Genomic DNA, 18,103 nt, shown 5'->3' on the forward strand with positions numbered 1-18,103 from the left:
CTCAGTTAAATTATATAAATTGGATTCGGTGGCTCAAGTCCAAATAATTTTTTATCTCTACTTTCTTGCCACTTTTCACAGCGTTTAAGAATTTCATTATCGAAACTATGATGAAATTTCTCATATAGCGAACTTTTATTATTATCATTAATAGTATTTCTCCACTGATAAAATCTCATATCAACAACTTTCGTTAATAGAACCATATTAATCCAAAAATCTTCATATGTACTTGCGGAGCTAGCTTGTAAATACCAATGTCTTGCCCATATATTTCGTTCATAAATATATTTAGCTGTTTGATATGCAGCACCCATTATCCCATCAAAATTACTATAGTTATTTAATATATTTTCACTAAACTCATTTTTATCTAGATAACCAGCAGCTATTAACCCTCTCGCTTTCTGGGCAGGTTCAATTCTAGCTAGCTTTGTTTGGATATATTTTTTGATACTACTTTCGTTTCCATTTATAATTGCAGAAAGTACATGCTCATTTATTTGTTCATCCGACGTAGCTTTATCCAATAAATCAAACCGATAAGTATCTAAATCATCGTTACCTTCATAGTGCCATAAGCAAAACATTTCTAAAGGTATTTTTTCTGAGCCAATTTTGACGTTCATGTATGGCGTATTATCTTTAACTTTCCCCCATAATCTTTTTGCTTTATTGATATCTGTTTCTGAGAAAATGCTAGCCAGTAGTATTATATAGTTATAGAATTTACCAACTGCTTTTTCAGAAAGATTGACAAATAAAGTAAACCATTTTTCCTTAATTTCTAAATTTGAGTTGACTATTTTTTCAAAAGCTTTTGGTAACATTCCATAAATGATTAGGTCTATGTGTTTAGACTTATAAAATTCTCGATATTTTTCAAAATCTTTATAGTTCCTTTCCTGTCTTTCTTGAAATTCCTCGTCTGTTTCAGAAACAAATTTTAATTTCTCATCCTGATTGTGAGAAATTAAAGAATCAATAGAAAGTGTCCTTATTGGACTATCATCTGATAAGACTTCTGTTACTGGCATTTCTGGTGGCTGAATATTCTCAACTAGGATAACCTCAAACATTTTATCCAATAAATTAGATATTAAGCTTAATCCGTTAGTAGAAACATACTTAAAAGCCTCTCCAAAGGCTATAGGATTTATTTTTCTTATAAATTGATCTTCATCCACTAAATTAAGTTTTATAGCCAATAAATATACTAAAGACCCATAAAATGATTCCATTTGTTGATTTCTTTCATCTAAGAAATCCCATTCCTCATTTAAAAATGCTTGTAATAATTCCATATCTTCTTTAAACAGAATAGTTTTAAAAACTTCTATACGGATTAAATAATTTTCATGTTTTATAAGTCTATTCAATAGATCCTTGTATTGATTGGTAAGTGGCAGATTTTTAATGTTTGCATAGAATAGAAAGTTTAAAATTTGATTTTCTTCTGAATTTTGAGATACGAATAGGTCAATATCTTCTAGTTCAATACTATCCATTGTTTCCAAAAGATTTATGAACACATTATCGTCTGCACTAAATGTTAGAAGTAATTCAACTTGTTTCTTCGGTTTTAAAAAAGGAGCAATTAGCACTCTAAGATAATTCTTCACAAACAAAGAATCTTGATTTGTTAGACCCTTAAGTAATTCATCTTGATGATTGAAAATATCAAAGACTTTACTGATATGTTCTTCCTTAAGTAGAGCATTATGATTGTAGATATTTATTAAGCCATATCTCAAAGCATAACCAGACTTATTCAAAATTTCCAAAATTAATTTTCTATAAAGTTCAATAATTTCATTCGGGCTGAATCTTGCCAAACCTCTTAAAATTCTATCCAATAATAAATTTTCTGAAGTTTGAAATCTTGAATTGTAGACATTCGAAATATCTAAACTCTCAATTGCTTGTAAAGCATTAGAGATATTATTGGGTGTTGGGGACTGTGGGTCACAGGGATCGGTATCACAATAATTTTCAACTGATCTCCAATTTTTATTATCTCTATGCCCCCTTATAGCCGTTATAATCGATTTAGCTAAAATTGCGTCATTGGAATCTCCAGTTGCATACAATAATCTTACAATTGCCCATTTTGAAACATTAGAAAGATTATTATCAGGATTAAAGTTACTAGTTAAATTTTGATGTGTGTTCAACCAATCAACTGTATTAAATTTTATTAAGTCTTTAAATTCTTTATCAACAGATTGATAGCTAGGATTAAGGCTATGAGCAAAGCTCCAGTCTAAAAATGATGATACAAAGTTATTTAGAGGCTTACCAGCTAGCATTCTAAACGCTGTTAGGGATAAGATATCGATATCTTCTGATTTCTGTGTAAAGTATGTCAATTTTGACTTTTCTTGACTAGTCAAATTTGTAAGTTTATCTTCGATTTCATTTTTCTTTTTCTCTATGGCTTCTAATCTACTTGGGTCATCTTTATCTGAATAATAACCAATATTTTTTTCTACAGATAGTGAATAATACTTTAGCCAAGTTTTTATACTGTCACTTACTGTGATCCAGGCAGAATCATCCACATCAATTTTTATGAATATCATTAATAACCAATCAAGATTTGATTGATTGCCACCACATAAACACAAGTCTTCCATAACATTAAGAGATTCAGATACTTTGGATTGTATAATCCTAGCAAAAGCATCAAAAAAATCATCATCAGTGTTTTGTAGGTTGAGTAAACATTTAACTAAAGCTTTGAAAATTTTAATCGAATAAAGCTCTTGTTCAACTGTGATAACAGTTAAGCAAGACATGATAATGTCCGAAGTCCTATCTAAAGCATTTATAGGATCAATGATTTTTGCTAAACCTTCCTCTACATCCTTATTATTTCGCTCTAATGCCTTTAAATTAGAAATAATTGCAAATGATAACGCTAAGGGTAAACCCTCCTCATTAATCTCATATAAGCATGAGTCTCCTTCAATAGATTTGAAAAACCTACCATCAGCAACTTTCTCTAAATCCTGTTCAAAAATTTTAATATCATCAAAATTTTTTTCTTTTAATTTCTCAATTATTGATAGAGCGTGATTTTGTAAATCTTTTATAAATGCCCTATATTCAACAGGTTCAATATCTTCTTTCTCTAATAACCTTATATGTTCGAATAAAATTCTATTTACATCTAGTTCATTTATATTTTTAATATCATTTGCATCGAAAAGATTAATGGCAATATTTAGCAATCTGGGATTTAATAAAGAATTCGCAACTTTGTGACTTAGATATTGAAAATCAATATTTTTTAACTCTAATATTTTATTTCTTTCTTCGGGTGACCAATTTAAAACTAATAGCTCACCATAATCATTATTAATAATTTTTCGCTTGACTTTCTCTTTGAAGAAGATAGTTCTAGAGGTAACTAATGTTTTGATAGCATAATGTGAATATTCCATAACTAACAAATTTATAATTTGTCCCCAATTCACCGAAGGCTTTTGGTTAATTCCATCTATGACTAGGAATAGTTTAATATCAGATTCTTTTTCTTTCCTCTTCAATACTTCAAAAATTTCGTTAAAGATTTTTATTGAACTATCGTCAAAGGTATACCCTGATTGCTTAATCATCTTTTCAATGATTAAATCTCTAAATGATTGGTTTTGATAATTAGTATCAATGAAATCATGAGCAGTAAAAAAAACAAAAAAAGGCTTTTCTTCTAAAGTTAACCAAAATTGCGCTGTAATCCATGTCTTTCCAACTCCTTCATCTCCTAATATAAAAACTATATTCCTTGATTTTATACATTGAGAAAGTTCGTCTATTAGATTTCGTCTTAACAGCAGTTGTGGAAAATTAGAGTTTATAGGAGTGAGTGACTGCCTAAAATAGTATTTAGCCTTCGCTTCGTCTTGGAAAATATTATTTAACCATTGAGCATTTAAATTTTTATAGTATTTGAAAGAGTCTTTCAATAAATCTTCTTTTAAACAGAAAACCTTACAGTCGAAAAAAGCATTTATTTCATCAAAATCTAAATCTTCTAAGTTTTCTGCTCCAAAATCATTATGAGTCTCATTGAGCACGATTAATGCTTTGGCGAAAAAAATGCCAAACCTATTATTTGATTCAGTAAAAACTACTGAACCAGACATACCATCAAAGCTATCCTTCTTTTCTTCCAAGTTAGGGGTAGGGCTAGACTCTCTAAATAAAATCAATAAGCCTCTTTTTCTTGCCGCCTCTAATACTAAACCTGTTGGTTCATTCTCAGTTTTAATGAAGCCACTTGCATAATATTTGTCACTTTCAATTTGTTCATTAATAAATAAACTATCACTTGCAACCGAGTCTACACAAACAATCGCTATATCTTTGGTTGTATGGATATAAATTTTTTCTATTCCAATCTTATTTCCATTATGGAAGAATTCTACATCATCGGTTCTAAATTGACTTGGATGTCCAGAATGGTCATTACAGGTATCTACGCTGGTACAAATACTATGCCTTGATGTAATAACCAATGACTTTTTTTCATCATAGGACTTAAATAAGTACCCAGTTGACTGACTATTAGTCAACTTAACTTTAATAAGATTATTTTCATTCATAAGTTAATTTATTTATACCAGATTTAGGAATCGTAATTGTGGGTTTAAAACCTAAGGCAACGCAAGCTTCTATATTTTGAGTCAAAGTTGAGCTGTCTGAACTTAAGTGGAAAGTGGGATTTGGATTGTAATTTAGTATCCTAGCAAGTGTCACATTATTAGGGTGATTATGCTTGGTTTTATTTGCACATATTATATACTCAGTTTTTCCTATTGCTTCTAATAGTTCACTACTCGTATTTCTATGACTACCATGATGAGATAGCTTCACAACATTAAATTTCTTATTTATATAACCTGAAATTTTGAGACCTTCTAAGATGTCTTCAGCATGTGCATCACCCAAGAAAAGTCCTGTAAAATTATTAGACTCGATGATAAAAGATATACTCGATTTATTTGTAATTGAAGGGTCTTTTTCGAATCTATCTTTATTTTCTCTAACTTTTTTCAATGCTTCCCCTAATGTAATTTCACTCTCAATTGAACTGGAAATCTGTTTTTGAGCACTCTCATTATTTAGTATTTTAGAATTATAAAATTTATATATATTTTTCAAAATTTCATTAGTAGGAGTCAAAGGAATTATTTTTATGTGATGTAACTGTAGTGGTTCTGAACCTCTGTATAAAAAAATTGGCGTAATATCTTTATCTTTAAGTATTTTTAATCTAAGTTCATTATCTTGAGGAAATGAAATTTGTTTTTCCGTATTTTTTAGAATATCTGGTATATCCTCAACACTATTAAAAATAATTTTGCTTATTTCCACGTTTTCATCTATTAAATACTTAAACCCACCAATGTGATCATCATCATTATGAGTAACTATAGCAATATCTAACTTTCCATCTTCCCCAACTAAAGTCTTTAAAGAGGAAAGTACAGATTTTCTAATTTTAAAATTCTTTGGTCCACAATCTATTAAAATTTTAGTATGAATAAAATCCAATAACAAACAATCCCCATACCCAGCATCAATTATATTAATCGTAACCACAGGTAACCCTCTTGTTGTAAGATTCAGTTTTTTGAATGTAGTAAGTTAAACTGACCAAATTAGTTATCCCAATCAATTCCAATTTTTGGTTTATTTCTTAAAGGTTGATGCTCTGAAAAACCTGAACGTTGTTCACCAAACGCCCCAAATCCCGTATCATTTGGCAATAGATGTTTTGGCACTTCACTTAAAAAATACCCTTCAATCGTCCGATTATTCGCATCAATCCGGCTCGTCGCCCAGGTATTTAAGTTTTGCCGAGTGATAATCAATTCATCTTTAGCACGAGTCATTGCAACATATAAAACACGGCGTTCTTCTTCCACTTCCTCAAAGCTATCTTGTGCTCGTAGATGTGGATATTGCCCTACCGATGCATTGACGATATAGCAGACTTCCCGCTCTGCCCCTTTGGCAGAGTGAATGGTAATCAGCGTCACCAAATCATCATTATCTTGTTTTTTGACTTCGCTATGCGAAATCGGGTCAAGGATATAAGCCTCAATAAAGTCCGCTAGCGTGCCATGTCGCATGGCAAGTTGCTTGATTAAATCAAAGTCTCTGGCGCGGCTGTCCCAGTCTTTTTTCTCATAGTTCTTTTGTAGTTGATCACTTAACGAATCAAAGGCGATATCAATGCTTTTTTCAGGTAGCTCTTGAAGGCTTGATAGTTCTCTAAGCGCGTCAAGGGCAGGTTTTGGTACCTTGCTTTTTTTATCCAGTAGCTCAATACAAGCGTTTATGTCGGGCAACGTTAAAAATTCATTCACCAGCTTTCCTGCCCCCGCATCACCGATACCGTCCCATAGCGTCAAAAAGCGAATCCAAGCGAGTTCATCGAGATGGTTAACCGTGACGCGTAGCATACTGATTAAATCTTTGACGTGAGCGGCTTCCAAAAGCTTTGTTCCACCGATAAAGATGTAAGGGATATTCGCGGCAATTAACGCACTCTCGACCTGTCGTCCAGAGAAGGCTGAGCGTAGCAAAATCATATGATGATGCCAAGGATTGCCTTTGTCATAGCGTTTCTTTAAATCACTGACGATAAATCGAGCTTCCTCAGACTCATTACCAAAGCTATGCAGTACAGGTTTAATCCCTTGGCCACGATGTGCGGTAAGTCTTTTCTTATAATCCAATTCACTTCGATCTAGCAACCAGTTTGATAAATCCAAAATCTCTTGGGTTGAACGATAGTTTAAATCCAGTGTTAGCACTTCGGCGTCAGGCACCCGTTCTTTAAAACTATGAATATTTTCAAAGTCTGCCCCACGAAAGCCATAAATTGATTGGGCATCATCACCCACACAAAATAGCTGCGTTCGTCCAATAAACGGCTGCAATAATAGCCACTGCAACGGATTGGTATCTTGCATCTCATCGACGAGTAGATACTTGGTGTTTTCAGTGACTCGTTCAAGTAGCCAATCATCGGCATTTAAGTAACGAGCTACATATTCCAAGATATCATCATAATCGAGATAATGGCGGTCTCGTTTTTGGGCTTCGTAGCCTTTCATCACCTCTCTGATTTCATCGTAGGCAGGCTGAAAGTCAGGTAGCTGTTTATACAAAGCGTCTTTAAGTTTAATTTGGGTATTACGAGCATAAGAATATAAATCAGCCAGTTCTTTGGGCTTTGGCAGCTTCTCGCTGATTGAAGCAGCTTGGTTACGTTGAAACGTAACGGTTTTACCTGTTGAGGTTGTGTTGTTATGAGCACTGGCCTCTTTCGCTCGTTTATCTTCCAGCTTACCCCTTAATAGCTTAAACATCATGATTTGGTCATCACGGTCGATGACATTAAAGCCTTTTAAGTCAAAAACCTTGGGATAACGACGTAGAATACTTAAGCAAAAGGTATGAAAGGTCGAGGCTCGTAGTCCTTCGGCTTGTTTGCCGAGATGACTTTCAACTCGAGTGACAATCTCGCTAGCAGCGCGACGGGTAAAGGTGACGATTTGGATTTCGTTGGCAGGAACGCCTTTATCAATCAAATAAGCGGCACGAGCGACAATGGTTTTGGTTTTACCGCTCCCCGCCCCCGCTAAGACTAATGTATTTTGAGCCGTAGTAGTGGCGGCTTTACGTTGGGCAGGGTTTAATTCATCTATCAAATTGCTGCTTGTCATAGAGTATTTGATTTTATAGGAACTTACGATAAGGCTAGCAGACAATTAAAAAGTTGTCTAATTCTTTACCAAATTTTTTATAGAATAAATAATAAAACTTACTTTCAATGGTTTAGCTTGATCTATCAACTGATCAGTTCTGATACCTTTATCTATCCTGCAAGTTAAACTATTCAACTTATCCAAATTTTCGCTATGCCCTCACGACAACTAGAGAAATTGTGTAAACGCTAGCGTACGTATGTCACCTACTAGGTTCATTGATACAAAAACATAACCCACCTTCCGTGAAAAGATACTCGTTAGCTAAACCCTTCTTTTGTATAGTCAAGGATAAGCGTTGTTTAAACGTGACATTTTAAGCAGCTGTATATCTATCCTAGCTATATGACATAAGAAAAGGGAAAAATGATGACACCCTCTAATACTAATCAAGTTGATGACCAGCAAGCGAGTGGTCAAGAACAAGAAGCTTTATTTAACGTAACGCATCCGCTGTATCGCGGTAAACTTTCAATCCACAGTTATTTTCACAATAATGCTCAGTTACAAGCAGTGTATGACGCAGCAGTTCAAGCACTAAAAGTGCCCGTTGAGGGTAAAGCCAGCACGGTTAATGGTGAGATATTGCGTTCGTTTGATATGTTAAACCGTGAACTGTTTGTCAATGGCAATGAAAATCTGCTTGCGTCAGACACAGGTGAGCATCGACTCAACCCGATTTACCGTGAGGCATTCGATTTTATTGAAGCGAACGTGCCTAATGCAATGGCACACACGCAGGGGATTCGGCAAACCTACCTTGCCGATGGTGGGCTCAGTGACGCCAATAGTGAAGCGTATGCACAGCGACTGACGGCACTAGGCGATGTTATCATGGAATATTTACAGACTCAGCCTGCCGATAGGCTGTTAAAATAATGGAAAGCTATCTTAAAAAAGCCTATCGATCGATAGGCTTTTTAATTTGAAGAAATAATAGGCTGAATTTGGTCTGCTTTGCTGTGAAATAGGCGGTTTTTTGCCATAAAAATCATATTGCGCTAAAACAATATTGTCTAATGGCAACAGCTTACGCCTTAGACTTGCTTAAAACGACTTTAAGTCAATTTAAATACAGTGTTTTACGGTCGGGGTTGCTTTGAAAAAGCATAAAAAAACCGTGGTCACAAAATGGTCACGTTTTGGTCACGGTCTGAAAATTTGCAAAAATTTGATTAGTTAAATTAACAAAGCTATTTTTGCTGATATTGGATAGGAATAAACGCAAAACCTTGATATTACTGGGTTTAAAGACAATAAAAAAGCCTAACTATTAAGTTAGGCTTTTTTGAATTTGGAGCGGGAAACGAGATTCGAACTCGCGACCCCGACCTTGGCAAGGTCGTGCTCTACCAACTGAGCTATTCCCGCATTAGGTGGTCAACTAGCAATTTTGAATGTTTGTTGCGTCGTTGTGGATGCGTATTATAAGGATTTTTAATACGGCGTCAAGCATTTTTGCAAAAAAAATTCAAAAAAATACGTTTTTTTTAAATTTAACTGTTTTTACTGGGTTTTATTGAGAAATAGCTTTTTTAAATGTCTATTCTCGTATGACCTTTTCCCTTTCTAACCATAATTATTAGTTTTTTTTATCACACTCTGAAACACACCATGTATCTATCGTTACGCAATTACTGCAAATCTCAGCAGATTGTTTTTTAATGACTTCGCTATAATGCGTTTAAACTTGCTATTTCTCTTGGTCCTTTTTGCTGTATTTGGAGATAACGATAAGATGAAAATTTCACAAAAACTTATGATGCCAAGTTTGGCGGCATCCGTCATTGCAGTAGCTGTCACCGGTTGCTCGACCACCACTGATACTGGGGCGATTGGCGTCGACCGTAATCAGTTGTTGGTAGTATCCGATCAGCAGGTGCAACAACTTTCAAATCAAGCTTTTCAACAAGAAATTGCCGCCGCCCGTGCCAAAGGTCTGCTTGATACCAATCCTGCCCAATTGGCGCGTTTACAGAAAATTTCTCAGCGTCTGATTGCGCAGACAGGTGCCTATCGCAGCGATGCAAGACAATGGTCTTGGGAAGTGCATGTCATTAAAAGTAATGAGCTCAATGCACACGTATTACCCGGCGGTAAAATTGTCTTTTACTCAGGTATTATCGATCGCTTGAATCTAACCGATGCTGAGATTGCTGCGATTATGGGTCATGAGATGGCGCATGCATTGCGTGAGCATACCCGTGAGCGTCTATCGCGTGACGTGGCGACCCAAACAGGGATTGGTATTGCCGCAAGTGTATTAGGTTTATCTCAAGGTCAGGCGCAGTTAGCAGGCTTAGCTGGGGATTTGGGTATTTCCCGTCCCAATAGCCGTACTCAAGAAACGGAAGCTGATTTGATGGGGCTAGAGTTGATGGCACGGGCAGGTTACGACCCTAATGCAGCAGTTAGCCTATGGCGTAAAATGCAGAGTGCGGGCGGTCGCGGCGAGCCACCTCAGTTTTTAAGTACCCACCCGGTGAGCTCAACACGTATTGCCACTATTCAATCATTATTGCCACGTGTGATGCCGTTGTACCAACAAAGCCGTTACCGTTAATTTTAACTTCGTATGCTATAAGCCAATATGCAGTTGATATTGGCTTTTTTAGTGAGCAAATTTGGTAATCAAAATAACGGATCGATTAAAATTTTGCTTATCCACAATAATCCATTGCGCATCAATTTACTCAACAATTTACCTACTCATCAATTTATCTAGCAAGCCTAACAAGTTGTCAAAAAACCGATTGATTGAAGTTTTTTAAATATCTCAACAGCACAGCGGCATTGTCAGTGGCATAATAAGCGTTTGGTCACAGCTATAGGGTAAATCCATGAATCAGCTTGATATTAATTTGCTAGTCTTGTTCGTCATTTTGGGCTGCGGTATTTTTGTGCACAATCCCACGATTTGGGTCAGTGCGACTGCGCTAATTATCATCAAATTTTTACCCAACAACCAACCTATCTTTTCTTATATTCAACAATATGGACTCAACTTGGGTATTTTGCTGCTCACCATTGCGGTCATTGCGCCTATCGCCTCCGAGCAAGTCAGTAGCAAAGCCTTGATGACCTCTTTTGCCAGTTGGCGCTCATTATTGGCCATCGCTGTGGGATTGCTAGTGACTTGGCTGGGCGCAAGAGGGGTGAATTTAATGAAAGTTGACCCCAACGTGGTCACGGGGCTGATGATTGGCACAGTAGCAGGGGTGGTATTGTTTCGCGGGGTGGCGGTGGGTCCGTTAATTGCCGCGGGTATTTTATCCTTGCTATATTGGTCCAAGTGAGCCATAGAAGCTAGTGAGCCATCAAACATAGAGAAAATTTGAGCGGTATTGACACAAGATTATTTTTGCCCCTCAAACCCATTTGATAGATTAGGCTACCTTAAAACTATGCTAAAATGGCTAAAATGCGGTAAGTGGTGACCAGTTAGGTTTGTCATTGACTACCCATTTTTGATGAATAAAATCAGTGAACCGAGGACGACATGAGTCAACTTGCTACCCCGATTGCCGATGCCGTGACAGCGCGTTTGCAAACGTTACAGCCCAGTGTCTATCAGCTAGAAAACGAGTCGATGCGCCATGCTGGCTATTTTGAAGGCAAAGAAACCCATTTTAAACTGACCATTGTCAGTGAGGCATTTGCAGGCAAACGCTTGTTACAGCGTCATCAGTTGGTATATGGACTTATCCATGCGTTACTGTCACAAGGCGGTGGGCAAATTCACGCGTTTTCAATTCATGCTTATACACAAGCAGAATGGCAAGCGGTTGGACAATCTCCCGAAAGTCCCAATTGCGCAGGACAAAACGCAGGGTAATATACAGATAAAAAAGAGTGTCAACATAAGCTAAAACCACAGACCTCTTGAGTTAATTTACGCTATATTATGATAAAAAAGGTTGATGTATGAAACACGCACATATGCTGATGGCATTGATTTTAATTGCCTTATTCTTGTGGCAAGCTGTGTTGGTATTTACCGCACCAAAAGGACAAGGCTTGCCAAAATCTGCCAAAATCGGCGCCCACGTGATGTATGCCTTGGTGATTTTGACAGGCGCGGTGACAGCGATGCCATTATTTGGCGCAGGTATAGTACCGCATTGGTTGATTGCCAAGATAGTGTTACTCATTGTTGCCATATCAGCGACTGTCAAAGCCACGCGCCAGACCACTACGCCCAATCAAGCCAAAATAGGTATGTTGATTGCTTTTATTGCCTATATGGGTATTTTGACGTTGGCATTTGTGAAACCGCTCAACCTATTTTAAGGCTAAAGCAATTAGGATAAGGGAGTAGGATGATGAAAAAATTAGCTATCTCAATACTTTTAGCGACTGCCACTACGGCAGGTTTGACAGGGTGTATGACCACGCCTACCCCTGAATACGTATCCGCCAACAATTACCAAAGCTATGACTGTGTTGCGCTTGCCAATGAGTACACACGGGTCAATCAATACATTGATGCCAATGCCAATCAGCGCACCGGTTTGCAGGCTTCAGGCATTGGGATTGGCGTATCGGGCAATCGCCATGGTATTTATCCTACCGTGAGTGTCGGCTTAGGCTCAATCAATGGCGGCAACCGTCATAATCTATCGATTGCTATGGGACAACGTGATGCGATGGTACAAGCCGCTCGTTTAAAACAATGCCCCTTTGCTACCGGCATCAAACTCTATAGCGAAAAATAATTTATCTCATTTTACCGGTTGATGCCAAAACCCATCTTTCATAGTGAGATGGGTTTTTTTATGGTCAGCCAAATCAGTGGCTGGCTTAGGGGTAGTAAGTGTCATTGAATACTTATTGAATATTTTTTTAGCCTAAAGATAATTTTTATTTCGATAAAGATTGTCTCGTTTTAGATTGACAAGTTCATAATTTATTGATTAATATGTCACATATTGATGGTTCAACACAGTAAAAATTTTAAAAAAAATGAATTGAAATGAGTTTTATAACAATACTTTAAGTCAAGGAATACTTGGGTATTAATCAGTGGGTAAAAATTTTTACTCAGGTAAGCACGAAGTTTTCACTAGCTTTCGTCAATACCTTTAGTAAACATCCCAAAAAAACGATAGAAAAACACGATAAAAAACACGATAGTAAGGATGCTACCATGACCAAAGACGTGCTAAACCTGCCACGCATCGTAATGGGTGCAAAATCTGCCAACGCCCCGCTCACCCAAAGCTATGATAAAGGACCGGTCACGCCACTGATAGAATTGACCATTGGTGATTTTTTTGATCAGATGGTGGAACAACACCCCGATAAAGACGCCTTAATTTCTGCTCACCAAAACATTCGTCTCACCTACCGCGAGCTACAGCGTAAAGTCAATCAGCTAGCCAGCAGCATGATTCGTATGGGTCTACAAAAAGGCGATCGCGTGGGTATTTGGTCACACAACAACGTTGAATGGGTCATCATGCAATTGGCGACAGCCAAAGCCGGTATCATATTGGTCAACATCAACCCTGCGTATCGTATCTTTGAGCTTGAATACGCCATCAACAAAGTCGACTGCCAAGTGCTGGTATTGATGCGCCACTTCAGATCTAGCGACTACGCGGTGATGCTGCAAGAGCTTGCACCTGAAGCGCGTCACCAAAGCTACCAAAATTTAGAGCTCGTGCAATTACCCAATCTCAAACGGGTCATCTGGATTGATAGCCCAGAGTCCACTGAGGATTTTAGCTATATGCAAAAATTCTCAGCATGGATTGCCGAAGGCGATGCCGATGATCCGGCAGTGGCGGAACGTGCCAAAAAGCTCAACCCCAATAACCCCATCAATATCCAATTTACCAGTGGTACCACAGGCACGCCTAAAGGCGCGACGCTTACCCACCGCAATATTTTGAACAACGGTTATTTCATCGGTGAAGCCATGAGCTTCACTGCCGATGACCGTCTGTGTATCCCTGTCCCGCTTTACCACTGTTTTGGCATGGTACTGGGCAACCTTGCCATCTTGACCCACGGTGGCACGATTGTGTATCCCAACGATGGCTTTGACCCCATCACCGTACTTGAAACCGTGCAAAACGAAAAATGTACAGGTCTGCATGGGGTACCGACCATGTTTATCGCCGAGCTTGACCACCCAGATTTTGCCAATTATGACTTATCGACTTTACGTACCGGCATCATGGCAGGCTCAAGCTGTCCGATTGAGGTCATGCGCCGCGTGATTGACCAAATGCACATGAAAGAACTCACCATTGCCTATGGCATGACCGAAACATCGCCCGTATCTTGTCAAACCAACCAGCACACGCCACTTGAAAAACAAGTCTCAACCGTAGGTCTGGTACAGCCTAACCTAGAAGTCAAAATCGTCAACCCAGAAACGGGTGAAACGCTTGACATCGGTGAGACAGGTGAGCTGTGTACCAAAGGTTACTCAATCATGCTCGGCTATTGGAATGACACCAATAAAACGGCGGAAGCCATTGTCGATGGCTGGATGTATACCGGTGACTTGGCAACCATGGACGAAGAAGGCTATGTCAAAATCGTCGGACGTAGTAAAGACATGGTGATTCGTGGTGGTGAAAACATTTACCCTGTTGAAATCGAAAACTACCTATATCGCCACCCAAAAATCCGTGACGTCCAAATCGTGGGCGTACCCGACAAAAAATTTGGTGAAGTCCTCGCCGCTTGGATTATCCCCAAAAAAGACAGCAACTTAACCGAACAAGACATCCGTGATTTCTGTAAAGATCACATTGCACACTATAAAGTACCGACTTACATGAAGTTTGTCGACGAGTTCCCAATGACCGTCACGGGTAAAATTCAAAAATTCAAAATCGTGGAAGCGATGACACAAGAATTGGGACTCTAAATTTTCAACTTCAGCAAAAACTTAACATAAATACAGAGGGCATCTAATAGCAATTTAGCTGCACCCTTTGACAGAATTAGGATTTACAATGACGGTTATCCAAAGTAAATTAAGCCCAAATGGCGCGGAATTTCAAGCCAATGCCGCTGCCATGCAAACTATCGTTGATGACCTCAAAGCCAAACTTGCGGTCATTGCTCAGGGCGGTTCAGCGTCTGCTCGCGCCAAACATGTGGCTCGGGGTAAGCTATTGCCGCGTGAGCGTGTCGAGCGCTTGCTAGATGCCGGTACGCCATTTTTGGAAGTCTCACCGATGGCAGCGTATGGCATGTATGATGCCGATATCCCTGCCGCAGGCGTGATTGCTGGCATCGGTCGTGTCGCTGGTATTGACTGTATGATTGTGTGTAACGATGCCACCGTCAAAGGCGGCACTTACTATCCGATGACGGTCAAAAAACATTTACGGGCGCAAGAAATCGCGCGAGAAAACCGCTTGCCATGTATCTATTTGGTCGACTCTGGCGGCGCGAACTTACCCAACCAAGATGAAGTATTCCCAGATAAAGACCACTTTGGTCGTATCTTCTTTAACCAAGCCAATATGAGCGCCGAAGGCATTCCCCAAATCGCCGTCGTGATGGGTAGCTGTACTGCAGGTGGTGCCTATGTACCCGCCATGAGTGATGAGTCGATTATCGTCAAAGATCAAGGGACGATTTTTTTGGGTGGACCGCCGCTGGTCAAAGCTGCCACAGGTGAAGAAGTGACCGCGGAAGACTTAGGCGGTGGCGATGTGCATACCCGTCTGTCAGGCGTGGTTGACCACCTTGCCCAAAACGATTTGCACGCGTTATCACTGGCGCGCAACATCATCGGCAATTTAAACCAACAAAAAACACCCATCCACCACGCTACCGCGCAAAAAACCCCGCGTCCACCCAAATACGACGCCAAAGAATTGTACGGCATCATCCCAACTGACACCCGTAAGCCCTTTGATATCCGTGAAATCATTGCACGTATCGTCGATGGCAGTGAGTTTGATGAGTTTAAAGCACGCTTTGGCACGACGCTAGTATGTGGTTTTGCACATATTGAAGGTATGCCAGTGGGTATTATCGCTAACAACGGTATTTTATTTAGCGAATCAGCGCAAAAAGCCACCCATTTTATCGAGCTATGCTGCAAACGTAAAATTCCGCTTGTGTTTCTGCAAAATATCACAGGCTTTATGGTGGGGCGCAAATACGAAAATGAAGGGATTGCCCGTCATGGTGCCAAAATGGTGATGGCAGTTGCCAATGCCAAAGTGCCGAAGTTTACCGTGATTGTCGGCGGCTCATTCGGCGCGGGTAACTATGGTATGTGTGGTCGTGCCTACAGTCCACGTTTCTTATGGATGTGGCCAAATGCGCGTATCTCGGTGATGGGTGGCGAGCAAGCGGCGTCAGTATTAGCAACGGTCAAACGCAGCCAATACCATGCCAAAGGTGAGCACTGGTCAAGCGAGGACGAAGAAGCGTTCAAAGCGCCAGTGCGTCAGAAATTTGATGAGCAAGGTCATCCCTATTATGCCTCGGCTAGACTGTGGGATGATGGCGTGATTGACCCAGCCGATACCCGTCAAGTATTGGCACTCGGCTTAAGTGCCGCTTATAACGCACCGATTGAAGACACCACCTTTGGTGTATTTAGAATGTAATTTTCAGCGTGTAAAATCGGAAGCCTTGGTTGTTTGTTTTATCACCATTGAGCAAGCATCAAAAACTCTTCAACTTTACCCAACAAACAAAGGAAAAACACGATGAAATTACCGACTTATGACAGCCTACTGTTAGACATTGACCAGCAGGTAGCGACCATTACCCTCAATCGCCCAGACAAACGCAATGCCTTTAATGACGAGGTCATCCAAGAACTGACCGATGTGTTTCAATTTTGCGCTGCGCAAGACGAAGTGCGTGTGGTGGTATTGACTGCCAATGGCAAAGCCTTCTGTGCCGGGGCAGACCTAAACTGGATGCGCGCGATGGCGGATTATAGCCACGATGAGAACTTAGCGGACGCAGGCAAGCTTGCGCAAATGCTAGCCACCATCTACCACTGTCCAAAACCGACTGTCGCTGCCATTCAAGGCGATGTGTATGCCGGTGGTATGGGTCTAGTCGCCGCTTGTGATATCGCCATTAGCGTCAAAAACGCCAATTTTTGCTTAAGTGAAGTCAAACTTGGCTTGATTCCTGCGACCATTAGCCCGTATGTGATTCGTGCGATGGGCGCAAGAGCCGCGCATCGGTACTTCTTAACCGCTGAAGTATTTGATGTCAAAGAAGCCAAAAGAATCGGTTTTATCCATGAGCGGGTGGATGAAGAAGAGTTTACACAAACCCTTGATAATTTGGTCAAACACTTGGTCAATGCTAGCCCAAATGCTGTCAAGGTGTGTAAAAAACTGGTGCAGGATGTGGCATTTGCGGAGATTAATGAGCAGTTAATCAAAGATACCGTTGCAGGCATTGCCGATATCCGCGCATCTGCCGAGGGTAAAGAAGGCGTACAGTCATTCTTGCAAAAACGTCAACCAAGCTGGTTAAATAATTAATTGATGTGATAAAAAAGCTAAAGGCATACCATGAAAGAACTATTTTTCCCACTTACCATGATTGTTATTTCAACTTTAGCAACACCTGCCTTTGCCAAAGACAAATTGCCAACTAATGCAGTTAATGCCATTGAACAAACCTTAACCAAATACTATGGCAATCAATATCAAAATGACTGTTTATTTTTTTCTCATTATGAAACTCATTACTGTGCCAAAGTAACGAACGCAGAAATTAAAACATTGAATGGCAAATCCCAACTTTATGTATTGGTCAATGGCGATTATGCAGAACCAGAGTTAGATGCAGGGCATGTAACCGAAGGTATTGGCGGGTTATTCATTTTTAATCAAGTCAATAACCAGTGGCAATTAGCCGCAACCCAACCCTATATTACGAATGGGGCTTACGGAAGTTCGCAACTAGGTAATTTTAAATTGGTACAAATTGCACCAGACAAATTCGGCTGGTATGGCGAATATGGCTATACTTCAACAGGTTGTACTGAAGTCAATAAGCATATTTATGCCCAAGCCGGCAATCAAATCAAAGCCATTTTCATGGCTGACCCCCTTGATAGCGACTGTTCAGGCAACGGTGATGGTTGGGATTCTTATGAAAGTAAGCTTACGATTTTAAGCCAAAAACCGGCAATCAACGGTTTTTACCCCATACAAATCAACGCTATTGAGCATGATTATCCCGATAATCATAACGTCAAAAAGGGTAAGGTCAAAAAATCAAATTACCAAATGACTTATAAACCTAGTGCTCAAAAATATATTCGATAATCGGTAAAAAGAATTTGCCAACGGATTTTACAAATAAGG

The 18,103-nt window shown here is 39.3% G+C and carries 13 protein-coding genes and 1 tRNA gene; 10 read left to right on the forward strand and 4 right to left on the reverse strand.

Annotated features, from left to right (window positions below; genetic code table 11):
- Positions 1–5 precede the first annotated feature (5 nt).
- The 3 genes from RTP55_RS05845 to RTP55_RS05855 are packed head-to-tail and all read right to left on the reverse strand — an operon-like array spanning position 6 to position 7,742.
- Positions 6–4,607, reverse strand: a complete 4,602-nt coding sequence (locus RTP55_RS05845) for an NACHT domain-containing protein (protein WP_312384891.1) — start codon at positions 4,605–4,607, stop codon at positions 6–8.
- Positions 4,600–5,607 carry a ComEC/Rec2 family competence protein gene (locus RTP55_RS05850; protein ID WP_188875667.1) on the reverse strand — a complete coding sequence of 336 codons (1,008 nt, stop codon included), beginning with the start codon at positions 5,605–5,607 and terminating at the stop codon, positions 4,600–4,602. Before RTP55_RS05850 ends, RTP55_RS05845 begins: the two co-directional genes overlap by 8 nt.
- Positions 5,608–5,666: 59 nt before the next feature.
- Entirely contained in the window at positions 5,667–7,742 is a 2,076-nt protein-coding gene (locus RTP55_RS05855; protein ID WP_188875668.1) for an ATP-dependent helicase, read from the reverse strand.
- 411 nt (positions 7,743–8,153) lie between these two features.
- Between RTP55_RS05855 and RTP55_RS05860 the strand changes: the two genes are divergently transcribed.
- Positions 8,154–8,663, forward strand: coding sequence for a hypothetical protein (locus tag RTP55_RS05860; protein ID WP_188875669.1), 510 nt, complete (start codon positions 8,154–8,156; stop codon positions 8,661–8,663).
- Positions 8,664–9,079: 416 nt separating this feature from the next.
- On the opposite strand, the gene RTP55_RS05865 is transcribed toward RTP55_RS05860, so the two are convergent.
- Positions 9,080–9,155, reverse strand: a tRNA-Gly gene (locus tag RTP55_RS05865).
- Positions 9,156–9,522: 367 nt separating this feature from the next.
- On the opposite strand from RTP55_RS05865, the gene RTP55_RS05870 reads away from it, so the two are divergent.
- The 9 genes from RTP55_RS05870 (at position 9,523) to RTP55_RS05910 (ending at position 18,064) form a co-directional block, all read left to right on the forward strand.
- A complete protein-coding gene (locus RTP55_RS05870; RefSeq protein ID WP_409418419.1) occupies positions 9,523–10,347 on the forward strand; it encodes a M48 family metallopeptidase in 825 nt (274 codons plus the stop codon).
- Between the two features lie 277 nt (positions 10,348–10,624).
- A complete protein-coding gene (locus RTP55_RS05875) occupies positions 10,625–11,080 on the forward strand; it encodes a DUF441 domain-containing protein (RefSeq protein ID WP_007116215.1) in 456 nt (151 codons plus the stop codon).
- A 203-nt stretch (positions 11,081–11,283) separates the two neighbouring features.
- Positions 11,284–11,619 carry a BolA family protein gene (locus RTP55_RS05880; protein WP_284034896.1) on the forward strand — a complete coding sequence of 112 codons (336 nt, stop codon included), beginning with the start codon at positions 11,284–11,286 and terminating at the stop codon, positions 11,617–11,619.
- An 89-nt stretch (positions 11,620–11,708) separates the two neighbouring features.
- Positions 11,709–12,074: a SirB2 family protein gene (locus RTP55_RS05885; RefSeq protein WP_062333276.1), complete on the forward strand. Its 366-nt coding sequence runs from the start codon at positions 11,709–11,711 to the stop codon at positions 12,072–12,074.
- A 29-nt stretch (positions 12,075–12,103) separates the two neighbouring features.
- Complete coding sequence (locus RTP55_RS05890; protein WP_312384892.1) at positions 12,104–12,499, forward strand: hypothetical protein; 396 nt, start codon at positions 12,104–12,106, stop codon at positions 12,497–12,499.
- A gap of 431 nt (positions 12,500–12,930) precedes the next feature.
- Positions 12,931–14,667: an AMP-binding protein gene (locus RTP55_RS05895; protein WP_312384893.1), complete on the forward strand. Its 1,737-nt coding sequence runs from the start codon at positions 12,931–12,933 to the stop codon at positions 14,665–14,667.
- A gap of 88 nt (positions 14,668–14,755) precedes the next feature.
- Positions 14,756–16,372, forward strand: a complete 1,617-nt coding sequence (locus RTP55_RS05900) for a carboxyl transferase domain-containing protein (RefSeq protein WP_312384894.1) — start codon at positions 14,756–14,758, stop codon at positions 16,370–16,372.
- Positions 16,373–16,474: 102 nt separating this feature from the next.
- Entirely contained in the window at positions 16,475–17,272 is a 798-nt protein-coding gene (locus RTP55_RS05905; protein ID WP_312384896.1) for an enoyl-CoA hydratase/isomerase family protein, read from the forward strand.
- 30 nt (positions 17,273–17,302) lie between these two features.
- Positions 17,303–18,064 carry a hypothetical protein gene (locus tag RTP55_RS05910; protein WP_312384898.1) on the forward strand — a complete coding sequence of 254 codons (762 nt, stop codon included), beginning with the start codon at positions 17,303–17,305 and terminating at the stop codon, positions 18,062–18,064.
- Positions 18,065–18,103 lie beyond the last annotated feature (39 nt).

It is taken from the genome of Moraxella sp. CTOTU47579 (assembly GCF_032004885.1).
GTDB lineage: Bacteria > Pseudomonadota > Gammaproteobacteria > Pseudomonadales > Moraxellaceae > Faucicola > Faucicola tetraodonis.